A 14,568-nucleotide genomic window follows, 5' to 3' on the forward strand; every position below is an offset into this window, starting at 1 on the left:
GGTCCGGGGATGTTCCGGGGGCGGGGATGTGCAGTGTCGGGCAGCGCTCCGCCGCAGGTCAAGGGGGCGCAAACATTACTTGAGGGTCGCTCGTCCCGTCGGTCCACGCACCTGCTGCACGGGCCCTTACCTCAGGTAACCTGACTTGGGAGTAAGGAAGCGGCGCTGCAAAGGGGAAACCGTCCGATGCCTCAGCTCACCCTCACCGGCCCCCCTCTCCTCCCGCCCCTCCTCGCCCGGGGCGCCCTGCTCTCCCCGTGCAAGAGCCGCAGGCTGCCCCGCACGGCGGCCCGGCACGGCGACGGCACGGTCGGCCGCCTCGACCGGCTCGTCCTGCCCGGCGTACGGATCGATCTCGCGCGTCTCGCCGCGTACGAACGGGTCTGCGGCTTCCCCACCGGCGAGGACGCCGTGCCGCTCACCTATCCGCACGTCCTCGGCTTCCCGCTCGCCATGCGGATCATGTCCGGCCGCGACTTCCCACTGCCTCTGCTCGGGCTCGTCCACACCTCGATCGAGATCACCCGCCGCCGTCGGCTGCCGGCCACCGGGGAGTACGAACTGACCGTGTACGTGGACGGGTTGACGCCCCACCGCCGGGGCACCGAGGCAACGGTGGTGACGGAGGTACGGGACGCCGACGGCGATTGCGGCTGCGACGAGATCGCCTGGGAGTCCCGCAGCACGTATCTCGCCCGCCACCCGACGCACGACGCCCCGGGCACCGTCGACAAGACGGCGCGTCCGGCGTCCGTACCGCTGCCCGCCCTCGCCGAGTGGCGGCTCGCCGCGGATGTCGGACGGCGCTACGGGGCGGTCTCGGGCGACCGCAACCCCATTCACCTGCACCCCCTCGGCGCCCGCCTCTTCGGCTTCCCTCGCGCGATCGCCCACGGCATGTGGACCGTCGCCCGCTGTCTCGCCGAACACGGCACGCCCCCGGCGGCCCTCGTCCGCGCCGAGTTCCGGGCGCCGGTCCCCCTCCCTAGCACCGTCACCTACGCGGCGGACCGCCGCCCGGGCGGCGACTTCGAACTGCGCGGCCCCGACCGGAAGGGCGGGGAGCGGGTGCATGTGACGGGGAGCGTGTATCCGCTGATCCACTGATCCGTTGATCGGCGGCCCGGGCGTGCGCGCGGTATGCGGACCCGGTGTCCCTACGGCGTGGCGAGGTCGGCCGGCGGGGTCCAGGGGCGGCCGTCCATCAGGTTGCCGAGGCCGGACCAGGCGAAGTTCATGAGGGTGGCGGCGGCCTGTCGGGCGGTGAGGCCGGGGGTGGCGTTGGCCCAGGCGGCAAGGGCTTCGGCGGCGCCGACCAGCGCCTCGGCGAGGCCGGCGACCTCGCGTTCGGGGAGGGACGGGTCGCGGCGGGCCTCACGGGCGGCGGCCAGGATCAGCCCCGTCACGAACGTCACCATCTCCTCGCGCATCGCCGCGACCTCGGCGGCGAAGGGTTCGCCGTGCGTACGGGCCTGGAGGTGCAGGACCGCCCAGCCGTCCGGGTTGTGCGCGGTGTGCGTGAAGAACGCCCGCAGCCCCTCCCAGAGTTGCCGGTCGGCGGGCAGCCGGGGGTTCACGCCGTCGCGTACGGCGGAGGTGAGCGCCTCGGCCTCGCGGCGGATGCAGGCGGTGAAGAGGTCTTCCTTGGAGTTCAGGTACAGATACACCAACGGCTTGGACACTCCCGCCAGTTCGGCGATCTCGTCCATGGAGGCGGCCCGGTAGCCGCGCTGCCCGAACGTCCGCACGGCCGCGTCCAGCATCTGCCGTTCCCGTACCGCCCGGGGCATCCGTTTGTTCTTCACAGCACCCATGCGGGCAAGCGTACGGTTTTGCCGCCGGGAAAGATCCCGGCCGGTTTCACGCGGGCCGGCGCGTCATGAAGTGGACCGGCCCGACGCGGACGGGGTCGCCTCGGCCGCCTCGGAAGCCTTGTCGGTGTCGTCGCCGGCCTTCTCCGCGGGTGCGCTGTCCCCGCTCCGGGGGCGGGCGGCGTCGTCCACCTCGTCCTCCTGGCTGCGGTTGGCGGCGAGGTTGGACTTGACGCGGTCGATGGAACGGTCGAGGCGCGGGGCGATCTGCGCGGAGGCCCGGTCGCGCTCCTTGCGGAGGGCCACGAAGCTGATCGGCGCGGAGACGACGAGCGCCAGCATGATCATCCACATGCCGTTGGAGGCACCGAGACCGCGGGGGGCGATGCCGGAGTAGACGAGGGCCCAGACGACCACGAAGCAGCCCACGAAGATCCCGAGGCGCATCAGTGTGTAGCGGAGCATCTCAATCCACTCTTCCATTTCCGTTCCGGACGTTTCCCAAGGCCACCGTCCAGTGAAGCACGGTCGGGGGGCGATCTTGCACGGGGGTACGGGCGCGGCTCAGGTCAGGGGCAGGAGCATGGTGATGTCGTCACGGTGGTCGTCCGGGGCGACCCGGATGGCGCCGGGGACGCGGCCGACCTCCTTGTAGCCGCAGGCCGCGTAGAAGTGCTCCAGGCCGAGGCCGCCGCGGCAGGTGAGACGGACGGCGTCGATGCCGTCGAAGCCGCGGGCCGCGCGCTCTGCCGCCTTCATCAGGTCGCGTCCGTAGCCCTTGCCCTGGTGGGCGGGGTGCACCATCACCGTGTACAGCCAGACCCAGTGGGTCATCAGGCGGTGCGTGTTGAAGGTGAAGAACGCGGTGGCCGCGGGCGCGCCGGCCGCGTCGAACCCGGCCAGCAGGCGCTGCCGGCCCTCCGCCATGCCCGCCATGTGCTTCACCAGCTCCGGCCGTATCGCCTCCGGCGTGACCGGGGGCACGAACCCGACGGCTCCACCGGCGTTGGAGACGTCGGCCCAGAGGGCGAGGATGCCGTCGCGAAGGGCGGGGGTGACGGGAGGGTCCAACTGGAAAGTAAGGGCCATGGAGCAAGGTTAGCCATTACTCCGACCATGGGTGTCCGTGTGAACAGCACGGGGCGCAGCCCCGGCCGCGTTTCGGGGGCGCGGGGAACTGCGCGAACGGCCACGACGGACCCGCAGCCGCCCACAAGCCCGCACCCCCGGCCTACGGGGCGCCCGGCTCACACCCTCATCGGCTGCGGAGACTCCCGCCGCAGCGGATCCGCCCCGTCGTACTCCCGGATGATCTCGTACCGGGTGTTCCGCTCCACCGGCCGGAACCCGGCGTCGCGGATGAGGTCCAGCAGGTCCTCACGGGTCAGCTTGTTCGGCGTGCCGTAGTTGTCCGCGTCGTGGGTGATCTTGTACTCGACGACCGACCCGTCCATGTCGTCGGCCCCGTGCTGCAACGCGAGCTGCGCGGTCTGGACGCCGTGCATCACCCAGAAGACCTTCACGTGCGGGACGTTGTCGAACAGCAGCCGCGAGACCGCGAAGGTCTTCAGCGCCTCCGCGCCCGTCGCCATCTGCGTACGCGCCTGGAGCCGGTTGCGTACCTTGCCGTCCTTCATGTCGACGAAGTCGTGCTGGTAGCGCAGGGGAATGAAGACCTGGAAGCCGCCGGTCTCGTCCTGGAGCTCCCGCAGCCGCAGGACGTGGTCGACCCGGTGCCGGGGCTCCTCGATGTGGCCGTAGAGCATGGTGCACGGGGTCTTCAGACCCTTCTCGTGCGCCAGGCGGTGGATCCGCGACCAGTCCTCCCAGTGGGTGCGGTGGTCGACGATGTGCTGCCGGACCTCCCAGTCGAAGATCTCCGCGCCGCCGCCCGTCAGGGACTCCAGGCCCGCGTCGATCAGCTCGTCGAGGATCTCCGACGCCGACAGCCCGCTGATCGTCTCGAAGTGGTGGATCTCCGTGGCCGTGAAGGCCTTCAGCGAGACGTTCGGGAGGGCCGCCTTCAACTCCCGCAGCGAGCGCGGGTAGTAGCGCCACGGCAGATTGGGGTGCAGGCCGTTGACGATGTGCAGCTCGGTGAGGTTCTCGCTCTCCATCGCCTTGGCGAGCTTGACGGCCTCCTCGATGCGCATCGTGTACGCGTCCTTCTCCCCCGGCTTGCGCTGGAAGGAGCAGTACGCGCAGGAGGCCGTGCACACATTGGTCATGTTGAGGTGACGGTTGACGTTGAAGTGGACGACGTCGCCGTTCTTCCGCGTCCGCACCTCGTGCGCGAGCCCGCCCAGCCATGCCAGGTCGTCCGACTCGTACAGCGCGATGCCGTCCTCACGGGTCAGCCGCTCACCGGAGCGAACCTTCTCCTCCAGCTCGCGCTTGAGCCCGACGTCCATGCCTCCGCCTTCCCTCTACGACAACTCAGGCCACCGTACTCCCCCGCACTCCCCCGCCCTTCGGGCGAGGGACCCCGTGGGGCGGCGTGGCCTCGTACGGCGCTCCGCGCCTACTGCTCCTCCGGCAGCTCGCCGACCCGGTTCTCCCACTTCGTGGAGAGCACGATCGTCGTACGGGTCCGGGAGACGCCCTTCGTGCCGGACAGCCGGCGGATCGTCTTCTCCAGGCCGTCCACGTCGGTGGCGCGCACCTTGAGCATGAAGGAGTCGTCGCCCGCGATGAACCAGCAGTCCTCGATCTCGTCGAGGTCGCGGAGCCGGTTCGCCACGTCCTCGTGGTCGGCGGCGTCGGAGAGCGAGATCCCGATGAGCGCGATCACGCCGAGGCCGAGGGAGGCCGCGTTGACGGTGGCCCGGTAGCCGGTGATGACACCGGCGGCCTCCAGCCGGTTGATGCGGTCGGTGACACTGGGTCCCGACAGGCCGACGAGGCGCCCCAGCTCCGCGTAGGAGGCCCGGCCGTTCTCCCTCAGGGCCTGGATGAGCTGCCTGTCCACCGCGTCCATGCGATCGGTTGCCTTCCGCTGAAGAGTTGCTTGTGAGGAGTTGCTTGTGAGCAGTTGCTCGGTGAGATGAGAGTGGTGCGCCGTGCGTTGCGGGTGAGCGGACACCGCTCAGGTGACCGTGGGGGCCGTGGTGCTCGTATCGCCGGTGTCGGTCTCCTCCGAGGGGCGGGCCCCGCCGATCTCGCCCTCCCAGCGCCGGTACAGGGTGTGCGGGACGCCCGCCGCGTCCAGCACCCGGCCGGCCACGAAGTCCACCAGGTCCTGGATGTGCGTGGCCCCCGCGTAGAAGGCCGGGGAGGCGGGCAGCACGGTCGCGCCCGCGTCGTCCAGGGTCACCAGATGCCGCAGCGTCTGCCCGTTCAACGGCGTTTCCCGTACGGCGACGACGAGCCGGCGCCGTTCCTTCAGGGTCACGCTCGCCGCCCGCTGCAGCAGGTCCTTGCTGAGCCCCAGCGCCACGCCCGCGACGCACGCCGTCGACGCGGGGACGATCAGCATGCCCTTGACGGGGTACGAGCCCGAGGACGGTCCGGCGGCCAGGTCGCCGGCGCTCCAGTGCCGTACGCGGTCGCCGTCGACGTCCACCGGAAAGGTGCCGGGCTTGCCGTCCGCGCCGCGCGACAGCCATTCCCGCAGGTCGTCACGCCAGTGCGCGTCCCGGAACGCGATGCCCGTCTCGTCCAGCAGGGTCAGCCGCGAGGCCCGGGACACCACGAGGTCCACGCTCTCGCCGGCGGCGAGGAGCGCGCGCAGCACGGCGGCGGCGTATGGGGTGCCGGACGCGCCGGAGACCCCTACGATCCAAGGCGTACGCGCCGTCTCTCCTGGCTTGACTTGGTTCACGACACCGAGCCTATCCGGCGCGGTGAGGCGGGAACCGGTCAAGGGGGCACGGCCGTTTCACTGAGGGGACGAGTTGAGTCGGGGGTTGACATGGCAGACGGAGTGCGCGGGGCGCTGAGCCCTGATCGGGAGTGGTCCCGCGGGGACCGCGCGAAGGCGGCCGCCAAGCTGATGGCGGGCTGGGTGGCCCTGCTGTGGATTCTCGAAGTGATCGACACGGCGAGCGGGCACGCGCTGGACGACTTCGGCATCATGCCGCGGTCGGTGCCCGAGCTGGTCGACGTCGTGCCCGCGTCGTTCATCCACTTCGGCTTCGGTCATGTCGCGGCCAACAGCGTGCCTCTGCTGGTGCTCGGCTTCCTCGCGGCGCTGGGCGGGCTGCGCCGGTTCGTCGCGGTCTGTGCGCTGATCATCGTGGCCGACGGTCTGGGCGTGTGGCTGATGTCCCCGGACAACACCAACACGGCGGGCGCCTCGGGCGTCGTGTTCGGGCTGTTCGGCTTCCTGGTCGTCAGCGGATTCGTCGAGCGGCGGCTGCTGGGGGTCGCGGTGGGGGTGCTGGTCGCCGCGATCTGGGGCGGCTCCATCCTCGCGGGCATCGCACCGACCGCGGCGGGCGTCAGCTGGCAGGGCCACCTGATCGGGTTGGTGACGGGGGTGGTGGCGGCGTTCCTGTTCCGGCGCCGTCAGCCCCGCGGGGCGCTCACGGCGTAGGGCGCGCCTTCGGGTCCACGGGGAGGCGGCCGGTGGCGATCGTGAGTTTGCCCAGCGACGAGTCGACGGTGATGTCGGGGCCGTAGGGAATCGTGTCGCGCCCCCGGTAGCCGTCGGGGCCGGGGTTCCACATCGTGACGCAGTGGCCTTTGAGCGGGTCCAGGATCAGGTAATTGGCGATACCGCGAGAGGCGTACCAACGTGGCTTGAGCTCGTAGTCGCGGCGGATGCTGCCCTGGGACACGACCTCGACGACGACTTCGACGAGGTCGGGTGAGTACGCCCCCTGGTTCTTTTCGACCTCCACCGCGGGAATGACGGCCAGGTCGGGGCAGAATTCGTTCTCCTCGTCGAAGGGGAAGGCGACGTCGCTGGTGAAGCCCCATTCCTCGGCAACCTGCTCCCGCAGGGTGTTCCACACCAGTCGGATGGTCTCCGCGTGGTGGGGCTTGACCGGAGTCATCATGATGCTGCCCTCGGCAATCTCCATGCGATAGCCGGGGAACATGTCCTCGAACCGGCTGAGCTGCGAGTGCAGGCGGTCGATGCCCGAGACGGTCACGCTGGCCTCCCTGGGGTCTCTGCACTCGATGGTAGGCCGCACCGTATTCAGAGGGTCAGACCCCGAACCAGAAGATCCAGCAGCGCGCACACGAACAGGGCAATGCCGATGAAGCCGTTGACGCTGAAGAACGCCCGGTTCAGGCGGGACAGGTCGTGGGGCCGGACGATCGTGTGCTCGTAGACGAAGGCGCCCGCGACGATCGCGAGCCCCAGCCACAGGAACGCGCCCGCGTCCGTCACCACCGCGTACCAGACGAACAACCCCGTCGTGAGCGCGTGGCACACCCGCGCCGCCCACACCGCCGCCGGGACGCCGAAGCGGGCCGGGACCGACAGGACGCCCGTCTCGCGGTCGGAGTCGACGTCCTGGCAGGCGTAGATGAGGTCGAAGCCGCCGATCCAGATGCCGACCGCCAGGCCGAGGATCACCGCGTCCCAGGACCACTCGCCGGTGACCGCGAGCCAGCCGCCGACCGGGCCCATCGCCTGGGCGAGCCCCAGGATGGCCTGGGGGTAGTTCGTGAAGCGTTTGCCGTAGGGGTAGACCACCATCGGGATCACGGCGACGGGGGCCAGCGCCAGGCACAGGGGGTTCAGCAGCGCCGCCGCGCCCAGGAAGATCACCAGCGCGATCAGGGCGCCGGTCCAGGCGTGCTTCACCGACATCGCGCCGGTCACCAGTTCACGGTGCGCCGTCCGCGGGTTCCGGGCGTCGATCTCGCGGTCGATGATCCGGTTGACCGCCATCGCGAAGGTGCGCAGCCCGACCATGCAGACGGTGACGAGCAGCAGCCGCGCCCAGTGGATGTCGCCGTCCAGCTGGAACATGGCGGTGAGCGCGGCGATGTAGGCGAAGGGGAGCGCGAAGATCGAGTGCTCGATCATCACCAGCCTCAGGAACGCCTTCGTCCGCCCCGGCTGGGGGATCGCCGCGGATGCGCTGCTCACAGGCCGTACTCCTTCCAGCGGCGGTCGACGAGCGCCGCCGTGGCCGGGTCCGACTCGACCATGTCGGGCCAGCCCCCGTCCCGGGTGTAGCCCTCCTCGATCCACTTCTTCGTCGCGTCGATGCCTGCCTTGCCGCCCCAGAACTGCTGGTAGGAGGCGTGGTCGAGGTGGTCCACCGGGCCCTCGACCACCGTGAGGTCACGGGCGTAGTCCGTGTTGCCGAGGGCGCGCCAGGCGACCTCGTGGAGGTCGTGGACGTCGCAGTCGGCGTCGACGACCACGATCAGCTTCGTCAGGGACATCATGTGGGCGCCCCAGATCGCGTGCATGACCTTCTGCGCGTGCTTCGGGTACTTCTTCTCGATCGAGACGATCGCGCAGTTGTGGAAGCCGCCCGCCTCGGGCAGGTGGTAGTCCACGATGTCCGGGACGATGATCTTCAGCAGAGGGAGGAAGAAGCGCTCCGTCGCGCGGCCGAGGGGGCCGTCCTCCGTCGGGGGGCGGCCGACGACGATCGACTGGAGCAGCGGACGCTTGCGCATCGTCACGCAGTCGATCTTCAGCGCGGGGAACGGCTCCTGCGGGGTGTAGAAGCCGGTGTGGTCGCCGAAGGGGCCCTCGGGGAGCATCTCACCGGGCTCCAGCCAGCCCTCGATGACGACCTCGGCGTTCGCCGGTACCTGCAACGGCACCGTCTTGCAGTCGACCATCTCGATCCGCTTGCCCGCGACGAACCCGGCGAACAGGTACTCGTCGATGTCGCCGGGCAGCGGCGCCGTGGAGGCGTACGTCACGGCGGGCGGACAGCCGAAGGCGATCGCGACCGGCAGCCGCTCCCCGCGCTTGGCGGCCACCTGGTAGTGGTTGCGGCTGTCCTTGTGGATCTGCCAGTGCATGCCGATGGTGCGCTTGTCGTGGCGCTGGAGGCGGTAGAGGCCGAGGTTGCGCACGCCGGTCTCGGGGTGCTTGGTGTGGGTGAGCCCGAGGTTGAAGAAGGAGCCGCCGTCCTTGGGCCAGGTGAACAGCGCGGGCAGCTGGTCCAGGTCCACGTCGTCGCCCTGGAGGACGACCTCCTGGACGGGAGCGCTGTCCGCCTTCACCTTCTTCGGCGGTACGTGGGTCATCGCGCCGAGCTTCCCGAACGCCTCGCGCACGCCCACGAAGCCCTGCGGCAGCTCCGGCTTGAGCAGACCGCCGATCTTGTCGCTGATCTCGCCGTACGACTTCAGGCCGAGGGCCTTCAGCAGGCGGCGGTCGGTTCCGAAGACGTTCATCGCGAGCGGCATGCTCGACCCGCGGACGTTCTCGAAGAGGAGGGCGGGGCCGCCGGCCTTGTTGACCCGGTCGACGATCTCCCCGACCTCCAGATACGGGTCGACCTCGGCCTTGATCCGCTTGAGATCGCCCTCGCGCTCCAAGGCGCGGAGCAGGGAGCGAAGATCGTCGTAAGCCATGGGGTCAAGTATCCCCGAGGGGCTACCCTGACCCCGTCACGGGGCCCGGCGTAAGGTCATGGCTTTCCGCCGCAAAGGGTCGGCGCCGCACGGCCCGCCCGTCAGTACCGGGTCCGGCCCACCGGCCCACCACCGCTTTCCAGGGGGCGTTCCATGTTCAGGGTGTTGATGTACCTCGTGCCGTTGGCGCTGACCATCTACGCGTTCATCGACTGCCTCAACACCCCCGAGGACGAGGCGAAGCACCTGCCCAAGATCGCCTGGGTGTTCATCATCCTGCTCTTCTGGATCGTCGGCCCGATCGCCTGGCTCGCCGCGGGCAAGCTGCGTCACGCGCCCGCGAACGGCCGCACGCCCTCCGAGTGGCACCGCAACCACCGCACGCAGTACGTCGCCCCCGACGACAACCCCGAGTTCCTGAAGTCCCTCGCCGAGGAGAACAAGAAGGACGAGTCCCTGCTGAAGAGCTGGGAGGCCGACCTGCGCCGCCGCGAGGAGGAGCTGAAGCGGCAGGAACGGGAGAAGCGGGACAAGGACGGCGAGGAGTAGGGCGCCTCAGCTCGGAGGGCGGGTTCGTCGGCGAGTGCGGATCCGACGTGGTTTCTCGCGCGGTTCCCCGCGCCCTGAAAGCCGGCCGGGGCTGCGCCCCATGCTTTTCAGCTGAAGGGCGGACCGCAGGCCCGACCCTTCAGGGGCCGCGGGGAACCGCGCGAACAGCCCCCACGCCCCGCGCTCGCCGACGACCCCGCACCCCCGAGTCACAAGGCGCCCGCACGACCTCCCCCGCGCCGACGCGGACCACGGCAACGGGCATCGGACATATGCCCCTAAAAAGTGTGATGCCACCCTTTCAGGGCACACGGTGGGGTGAGCGGGAGAAGGTGATACCAACGAACGACCACGAGTCGGAGAAGCGCCGTTCCTCGTCGCGGCAGGAGCCCGCCGAGGAACGCGTCTCCGCGCCTGAGGCCATTCGGAGCGCGATCGAGCAGCTCGCGGAGTTGCTGGGTCACACCCCGGAGGCCGTTTCCGCGCTGAAACCGACCGAAGAGGGCTGGGAGGCCGAGGTCGAGGTCGAGGAACTGGAGCGCATCCCGCAGACGAGCAGCGTGATGGCCAGCTACCAGGTGGTCCTGGACCCCGCGGGCAATCTGCTGGCGTACGAGCGCGGACGCCGGTACACGCGCGCGCAGATCGACCGCGAAGGCGGCCGCTGAGGCGACCGCCCCCGCGCAACGACTCCCGTGCCCGGAAGGGACGACATCGTGACTGTGGTGCCGCAGGGCGAGGGCGCACTTGCCACCGGCGGAGGCGGCGGAGGCGGCTCGGGAAACCTCTACGACGTGCTGGAACTGGTCCTGGACAGGGGCCTGGTCATCGACGCGTTCGCGCGGGTCTCCCTGGTCGGCATCGAGATACTCAAGATCGACGCTCGCGTGGTCGTGGCCAGTGTCGACACCTATCTGCGTTTCGCGGAGGCGTGCAACCGGCTGGACCTGGAATCGGGTCGCAAGGCACCCGCGCAACTGACGGACATGGTCGGCGACGCCACCGAGGCGGGCGCCCGTGGCAAGAGCAAGGGCGCGCTCTCCGGCGCGGTCGAGGCGGTCACCGAGTCCCTCCAGAAGGGGCGGGACAACCGCGAGTCCGGGCGCGAGAAGCAGCGTGTGCGCTCCGAGCGCGGTGCCGGCCGCCGCTCCTCGAAGGACGACGAGGAGTGAGGTGAACCGATGTCCGTGTACGTCTACGCGATCACCAAGGCGGAGCATCCGCTCGACCTCGATGACGTCAGGGGCGTCGGAGAGGAGCCGGGCGAGCTGCACGCAGTCAGCAACGGCACCCTCAGCGCCGTGGTCAGCGAGGCCCCGGACGACCTCTCGGTCGCCCGCCGGGACCTGGAGGCGCACCACGAGGTGCAGGAGAACCTCTGGTCCGACGGTTCCATCCTGCCGCTGAGCTTCGGGTACGTCGCCCCGGACGAGGACTCCGTGCGTGCCCTGCTGGACGAGCGGAACGATGCCTTCGCCCAGCGGCTCGACGAACTCTCGGGCACAGCGGAATTCAATGTGAAGGGCGTCGCGGACGAGGACACCCTGCTGCGCGCGATCCTGACCGACTCCGGGCAGGCTCGGCAGCTGAACGAGGCGGTCCGCGACGGCGGCGGGACGTACGAGGACCGGCTGGCCCTCGGCGAACTGGTGGCCCAGGAGGTGCAGGCCCGCAACGCGGCCCTGGCCGAGGAGGCGCTCACCGCGCTGCGCCCGTTCGTCGTCTCCGAGAAGGTCGCTCCGCCGTCCCAGCAGTACTTCGTGAACGCCTCCTTCCTGGTGGAGGACGCCCGGTCCGAGGAGTTCACCCGCGCCGGCGGGGAACTGGCCGAGCGCCTGGGCGAGGGCGTCGAACTCCGGCTGCGCGGCCCTCTGCCGCCGTACAGCTTTGTATGACCGCCGTGGAACCCCCTTCGAGGAGGCGATGAGGTGGGACTGGTCGGAACCATCGTGACGCTGCCGTTCGCCCCCGTGCGCGGTATCGGCTGGGTGCTGGACAAGGTGCGCCAGACCGCCGAGGAGGAGTACTACGACCCCGCCCCGGTCCAGGAGGAGCTGATCAACCTGGAGCAGGCGCGAACCGAGGGACGCATCGACGAGGAGGAGTTCACGCGGCGCGAGGACGAGTTGCTGCGCAGGTTGCAGGAGATCAGCGCCTACCGGGCCCAGCAGGGCGCATGACCCCGCGGCCCGTGACGCGTCGGCACGGAAAGAAGACAGGATCATGAAGAACGCCACGATCGGCGCGGCCGTCCTGGGGGGCTACCTCCTCGGCCGGACGAAGAAGGCCAAGCTCGCCATGGGTGTCGGTGCGCTGCTGGCCGGTTCCAAGGCCAGGCCCGGGCAGCTCGCCAAGATGCTCGACTCCCCGTTCCTCAGCACTGTCACCCAGCAGGTGCGCACCGAGCTGACGGACGCGAGCAAGGCGGCGGCGACCTCCATGCTGACGGCGAAGGCGGACAGCCTGGCGGGCGCCCTGCACGAACGTACCGAGGGGCTCCGGGAACGGGCCCACGCGGACGGCGGGGACAACGAACCGGACGGCCAGCAGGACGAGCCGGACGAGCAGCGCGACGACGAACAGGACCAGCCCGAGGCGAAGAAGGGCCGGGACGGGTCGCAACGCCGGAGCGCGTCGCATGGGAAGAAGCAGACCACCTCCGCGAGCCGCGCCAAGAGCGGCGGCACCTCGAAGTCGAGGAGGCAGGACGATGGCTGAGGGCAAGGGAGCGAAAGGCGGTGCCGGCACCCTCAGCAAGGCACGTGACCAGGCGCTGCACAACCCCGGCACGGCCCGGCTGAAGGAGGAGCTGGAGGAGTACATCGAGGCCCGGTTGGCCGTGATGCTCGAAGGCGTGGGCCACAGTCTCGGCGAGGGGGCCCGCCGGATCGGCGAGGGAAGCCTGACGGGCGGCCTGGCCTCGACCGCGTCCCATGCCAAGGGCGCGCTGGTGGAGAAGGCGAAGGGCGCCACCGGCAAGGCCATGGGCGTGGCCGGGAAGGCGAAGGACGTGGCCGGGAAGGCCAAGGAGTCCGCCGCCGGCAAGAAACACGGGAAGCAGCCCGAGGGCGGCACCGGCCGGGGGCACACCATCATCGAGGACATCGACGTGGGTGTCCCGGTGCGCGAGGCGTACGACCAGTGGACGCAGTTCCAGGAGTTCAGCCGGTTCGCCAAGGGCGTGGTCTCGGTCGAGCAGCAGGACGACACCACGACCCAGTGGCATGTGAAGGTCGCCAAGTCGAAGCGTCACTGGCGCGGCAACATCACGGAACAGGTGCCCGACCAGCGCATCGCCTGGACAACCGAGGGCGAGAAGGGCACGACCAAGGGCGTCGTCACCTTCCACCCGCTCGGCGAGAACCTCACCAAGGTGCTGCTCGTCATCGAGTACTTCCCCGAGGGGCTCTTCGAGAAGACGGGCGGCCTGTTCAGGGCACAGGGCCGCCGCGCCCGCCTCGACCTCAAGCTCTACCGCACGTTCGTCATGATGCGCGGCGAGGCATCCGGCGGCTGGCGCGGTGAGATCCACGACGGCGAGGTCACCGAGCCGGACGGCTCCGCCGAGGACACCGAGGCCCAGGACTCGGGCACCGACACCGGCGAGGACGAGGACACCGAAGCTCGGGACGAAGACGAGGAGGAGGGGGAAGAGGGCGAGGACGAGGAAGAGGACACGGAGGCCAGGGACGAGGAGGAAGACGAGGAAGAGGACGACGAAGACGAACGCGACGAGGACGTGACCGCGGACGACGCGTACGAGGACGACTCCCCCGACGACGAGTACGAGGACGACGAGCCAGACGAGTACGAGTACGAGGCCGAGGACGAGGAGGAAGAGGAAGAAGAAGACGAGGAACCGGAAGGGGAAGCGAGGTCGAGCGCGTCGTGAGCCAGCCCGCCGACTCCCCCGCCCAGACCCCGTCGCGGGCCTTCACCCCGTACGGCGGCCAGGGGTCCAGCGCGAACCTCGCCGACATCCTCGAACGGGTCCTCGACAAGGGCATCGTCATCGTCGGCGACATCAAGGTGAACCTGCTGGACATCGAGCTGCTCACGATCAAGCTGCGTCTTCTGGTGGCATCGGTCGACAAGGCCAAGGAGATCGGCATCGACTGGTGGGAGCACGACCCCGCCCTCTCGTCGCGTGCGTCCCGCTCCGACGGCCGCCGCTCCCTGGAGGAGCAGAACGAACGCCTCCGGGACGAGATCAGGGAACTCCGCGGCCGCCTCGCGGAGTCCCCGGCCCAGCTGCCCCCGAGTGGCTCCTCCGAACGCCGACCTGCCCCCGACCCCGAGCGCAAGGCCCGCGCCGCACCCCGCAAGGAGCGTCGCGCGTCGGACGAGCCGCGCCCCAAGCGGCGTAAGGCCGCCGTGCGGGAGGACGACGAGCACGACGAGGACCGGCGCAGATGAACGCGTACGACCCGCCCGCCGCGTACGACGACGAGTACGACCGGCCCCTCAGCCAGCGCCAGGTCGCGCTGATCGATCTGCTCGACCGGCTGCTGAGCGGCGGCGTGGTGCTGACCGGCGATGTCGTGCTCAGCATCGCGGACATCGACCTGGTGCGGATCTCGCTGCGCGCCGTGATCGTCGCAGTCCGGGAGCAGATGGAGGAGCAGTGGGCACCGGTCCTGCCGGCCGGGACGTCCACGGGCCCGGCGTACGCGGAAGGGAAGGGCCATGGCGTCGATGCCCTCTGAGG

At 70.1% G+C, this 14,568-nt stretch carries 20 protein-coding genes; 11 read left to right on the top strand and 9 right to left on the bottom strand.

The window, feature by feature from the left end; translation table 11 throughout:
* Positions 1–186: 186 nt before the first annotated feature.
* The gene (locus ACZ43N_RS25275; protein WP_468100558.1) at positions 187–1,107 is read left to right on the top strand and encodes a MaoC family dehydratase; all 921 of its coding nucleotides are present in this window, start codon (positions 187–189) and stop codon (positions 1,105–1,107) included.
* Positions 1,108–1,157: 50 nt separating this feature from the next.
* Here ACZ43N_RS25275 and ACZ43N_RS25280 read toward each other — a convergent pair whose 3' ends face one another.
* From ACZ43N_RS25280 to ACZ43N_RS25305, 6 genes are all read right to left on the bottom strand, one after another.
* Positions 1,158–1,814 carry a TetR/AcrR family transcriptional regulator gene (locus tag ACZ43N_RS25280; protein ID WP_468100559.1) on the bottom strand — a complete coding sequence of 219 codons (657 nt, stop codon included), beginning with the start codon at positions 1,812–1,814 and terminating at the stop codon, positions 1,158–1,160.
* A gap of 63 nt (positions 1,815–1,877) precedes the next feature.
* Entirely contained in the window at positions 1,878–2,294 is a 417-nt protein-coding gene (locus ACZ43N_RS25285) for a DUF4229 domain-containing protein (protein ID WP_468100561.1), read from the bottom strand.
* Between the two features lie 81 nt (positions 2,295–2,375).
* Complete coding sequence (locus ACZ43N_RS25290) at positions 2,376–2,900, bottom strand: GNAT family N-acetyltransferase (protein ID WP_468100563.1); 525 nt, start codon at positions 2,898–2,900, stop codon at positions 2,376–2,378.
* A 158-nt stretch (positions 2,901–3,058) separates the two neighbouring features.
* A complete protein-coding gene (gene mqnE / locus ACZ43N_RS25295; protein ID WP_468100565.1) occupies positions 3,059–4,222 on the bottom strand; it encodes an aminofutalosine synthase MqnE in 1,164 nt (387 codons plus the stop codon).
* Between the two features lie 110 nt (positions 4,223–4,332).
* Entirely contained in the window at positions 4,333–4,788 is a 456-nt protein-coding gene (locus tag ACZ43N_RS25300) for an Lrp/AsnC family transcriptional regulator (protein ID WP_468078228.1), read from the bottom strand.
* A gap of 108 nt (positions 4,789–4,896) precedes the next feature.
* Positions 4,897–5,631 (bottom strand): UbiX family flavin prenyltransferase, encoded by a 735-nt coding sequence (locus ACZ43N_RS25305; RefSeq protein ID WP_468100567.1) that lies wholly within the window; start codon positions 5,629–5,631, stop codon positions 4,897–4,899.
* Between the two features lie 90 nt (positions 5,632–5,721).
* Between ACZ43N_RS25305 and ACZ43N_RS25310 the strand changes: the two genes are divergently transcribed.
* Positions 5,722–6,345: a rhomboid family intramembrane serine protease gene (locus tag ACZ43N_RS25310; protein ID WP_468100569.1), complete on the top strand. Its 624-nt coding sequence runs from the start codon at positions 5,722–5,724 to the stop codon at positions 6,343–6,345.
* Here ACZ43N_RS25310 and ACZ43N_RS25315 read toward each other — a convergent pair.
* The 3 genes from ACZ43N_RS25315 to ACZ43N_RS25325 are packed head-to-tail and all read right to left on the bottom strand — an operon-like array spanning position 6,335 to position 9,311.
* Positions 6,335–6,907, bottom strand: a complete 573-nt coding sequence (locus ACZ43N_RS25315) for a Uma2 family endonuclease (RefSeq protein WP_468100571.1) — start codon at positions 6,905–6,907, stop codon at positions 6,335–6,337. The two genes, ACZ43N_RS25310 and ACZ43N_RS25315, sit on opposite strands and share 11 nt — an antisense overlap.
* Positions 6,908–6,954: 47 nt before the next feature.
* Positions 6,955–7,857: a menaquinone biosynthesis prenyltransferase MqnP gene (gene mqnP / locus ACZ43N_RS25320; protein ID WP_468100573.1), complete on the bottom strand. Its 903-nt coding sequence runs from the start codon at positions 7,855–7,857 to the stop codon at positions 6,955–6,957.
* Positions 7,854–9,311, bottom strand: a complete 1,458-nt coding sequence (locus tag ACZ43N_RS25325; RefSeq protein ID WP_468100575.1) for a menaquinone biosynthesis decarboxylase — start codon at positions 9,309–9,311, stop codon at positions 7,854–7,856. Before ACZ43N_RS25325 ends, mqnP begins: the two co-directional genes overlap by 4 nt.
* A gap of 153 nt (positions 9,312–9,464) precedes the next feature.
* Between ACZ43N_RS25325 and ACZ43N_RS25330 the strand changes: the two genes are divergently transcribed.
* The 9 genes from ACZ43N_RS25330 to ACZ43N_RS25370 all read left to right on the top strand — a co-directional run bounded on the left by ACZ43N_RS25330 (position 9,465) and on the right by ACZ43N_RS25370 (position 14,566).
* Positions 9,465–9,860 (top strand): PLD nuclease N-terminal domain-containing protein, encoded by a 396-nt coding sequence (locus ACZ43N_RS25330; RefSeq protein ID WP_468100577.1) that lies wholly within the window; start codon positions 9,465–9,467, stop codon positions 9,858–9,860.
* Positions 9,861–10,150: 290 nt separating this feature from the next.
* The gene (gene gvpO / locus ACZ43N_RS25335) at positions 10,151–10,528 is read left to right on the top strand and encodes a gas vesicle protein GvpO (protein WP_468100579.1); all 378 of its coding nucleotides are present in this window, start codon (positions 10,151–10,153) and stop codon (positions 10,526–10,528) included.
* Positions 10,529–10,582: 54 nt separating this feature from the next.
* Positions 10,583–11,032, top strand: coding sequence for a gas vesicle structural protein GvpA (locus ACZ43N_RS25340; RefSeq protein ID WP_468100699.1), 450 nt, complete (start codon positions 10,583–10,585; stop codon positions 11,030–11,032).
* Positions 11,033–11,041: 9 nt separating this feature from the next.
* Positions 11,042–11,755, top strand: coding sequence for a GvpL/GvpF family gas vesicle protein (locus ACZ43N_RS25345; protein WP_468100581.1), 714 nt, complete (start codon positions 11,042–11,044; stop codon positions 11,753–11,755).
* Between the two features lie 33 nt (positions 11,756–11,788).
* Complete coding sequence (locus ACZ43N_RS25350; protein ID WP_468100582.1) at positions 11,789–12,040, top strand: gas vesicle protein GvpG; 252 nt, start codon at positions 11,789–11,791, stop codon at positions 12,038–12,040.
* A 43-nt stretch (positions 12,041–12,083) separates the two neighbouring features.
* Complete coding sequence (locus tag ACZ43N_RS25355; protein WP_468100584.1) at positions 12,084–12,578, top strand: ABC transporter substrate-binding protein; 495 nt, start codon at positions 12,084–12,086, stop codon at positions 12,576–12,578.
* On the top strand, positions 12,571–13,752 hold the full coding sequence (locus ACZ43N_RS25360) for an SRPBCC family protein (protein WP_468100585.1): 1,182 nt from the start codon (positions 12,571–12,573) through the stop codon (positions 13,750–13,752). Before ACZ43N_RS25355 ends, ACZ43N_RS25360 begins: the two co-directional genes overlap by 8 nt.
* Positions 13,749–14,276: a gas vesicle protein gene (locus ACZ43N_RS25365; RefSeq protein ID WP_468100586.1), complete on the top strand. Its 528-nt coding sequence runs from the start codon at positions 13,749–13,751 to the stop codon at positions 14,274–14,276. The genes ACZ43N_RS25360 and ACZ43N_RS25365 overlap by 4 nt, the downstream gene beginning before the upstream one ends.
* Entirely contained in the window at positions 14,273–14,566 is a 294-nt protein-coding gene (locus tag ACZ43N_RS25370) for a gas vesicle protein (protein WP_468100588.1), read from the top strand. The genes ACZ43N_RS25365 and ACZ43N_RS25370 overlap by 4 nt, the downstream gene beginning before the upstream one ends.
* Positions 14,567–14,568 lie beyond the last annotated feature (2 nt).

Source organism: Streptomyces sp. NPDC030814, assembly GCF_055572155.1.

Bases quoted from the DNA above. Each gene is read 5' to 3' on its own strand.
- ACZ43N_RS25300 (WP_468078228.1), bottom strand. From the start codon at position 4,788: ATGGACGCGGTGGACAGGCAGCTCATCCAGGCCCTGAGGGAGAACGGC.
- gvpO (WP_468100579.1), top strand. From the start codon at position 10,151: ATGCCACCCTTTCAGGGCACACGGTGGGGTGAGCGGGAGAAGGTGATA.
- ACZ43N_RS25355 (WP_468100584.1), top strand. From the start codon at position 12,084: ATGAAGAACGCCACGATCGGCGCGGCCGTCCTGGGGGGCTACCTCCTC.
- ACZ43N_RS25310 (WP_468100569.1), top strand. From the start codon at position 5,722: ATGGCAGACGGAGTGCGCGGGGCGCTGAGCCCTGATCGGGAGTGGTCC.
- ACZ43N_RS25285 (WP_468100561.1), bottom strand. From the start codon at position 2,294: ATGGAAGAGTGGATTGAGATGCTCCGCTACACACTGATGCGCCTCGGG.
- mqnE (WP_468100565.1), bottom strand. From the start codon at position 4,222: ATGGACGTCGGGCTCAAGCGCGAGCTGGAGGAGAAGGTTCGCTCCGGT.
- ACZ43N_RS25325 (WP_468100575.1), bottom strand. From the start codon at position 9,311: ATGGCTTACGACGATCTTCGCTCCCTGCTCCGCGCCTTGGAGCGCGAG.
- ACZ43N_RS25360 (WP_468100585.1), top strand. From the start codon at position 12,571: ATGGCTGAGGGCAAGGGAGCGAAAGGCGGTGCCGGCACCCTCAGCAAG.
- ACZ43N_RS25330 (WP_468100577.1), top strand. From the start codon at position 9,465: ATGTTCAGGGTGTTGATGTACCTCGTGCCGTTGGCGCTGACCATCTAC.
- ACZ43N_RS25345 (WP_468100581.1), top strand. From the start codon at position 11,042: ATGTCCGTGTACGTCTACGCGATCACCAAGGCGGAGCATCCGCTCGAC.
- ACZ43N_RS25275 (WP_468100558.1), top strand. From the start codon at position 187: ATGCCTCAGCTCACCCTCACCGGCCCCCCTCTCCTCCCGCCCCTCCTC.
- ACZ43N_RS25280 (WP_468100559.1), bottom strand. From the start codon at position 1,814: ATGGGTGCTGTGAAGAACAAACGGATGCCCCGGGCGGTACGGGAACGG.
- ACZ43N_RS25290 (WP_468100563.1), bottom strand. From the start codon at position 2,900: ATGGCCCTTACTTTCCAGTTGGACCCTCCCGTCACCCCCGCCCTTCGC.
- ACZ43N_RS25370 (WP_468100588.1), top strand. From the start codon at position 14,273: ATGAACGCGTACGACCCGCCCGCCGCGTACGACGACGAGTACGACCGG.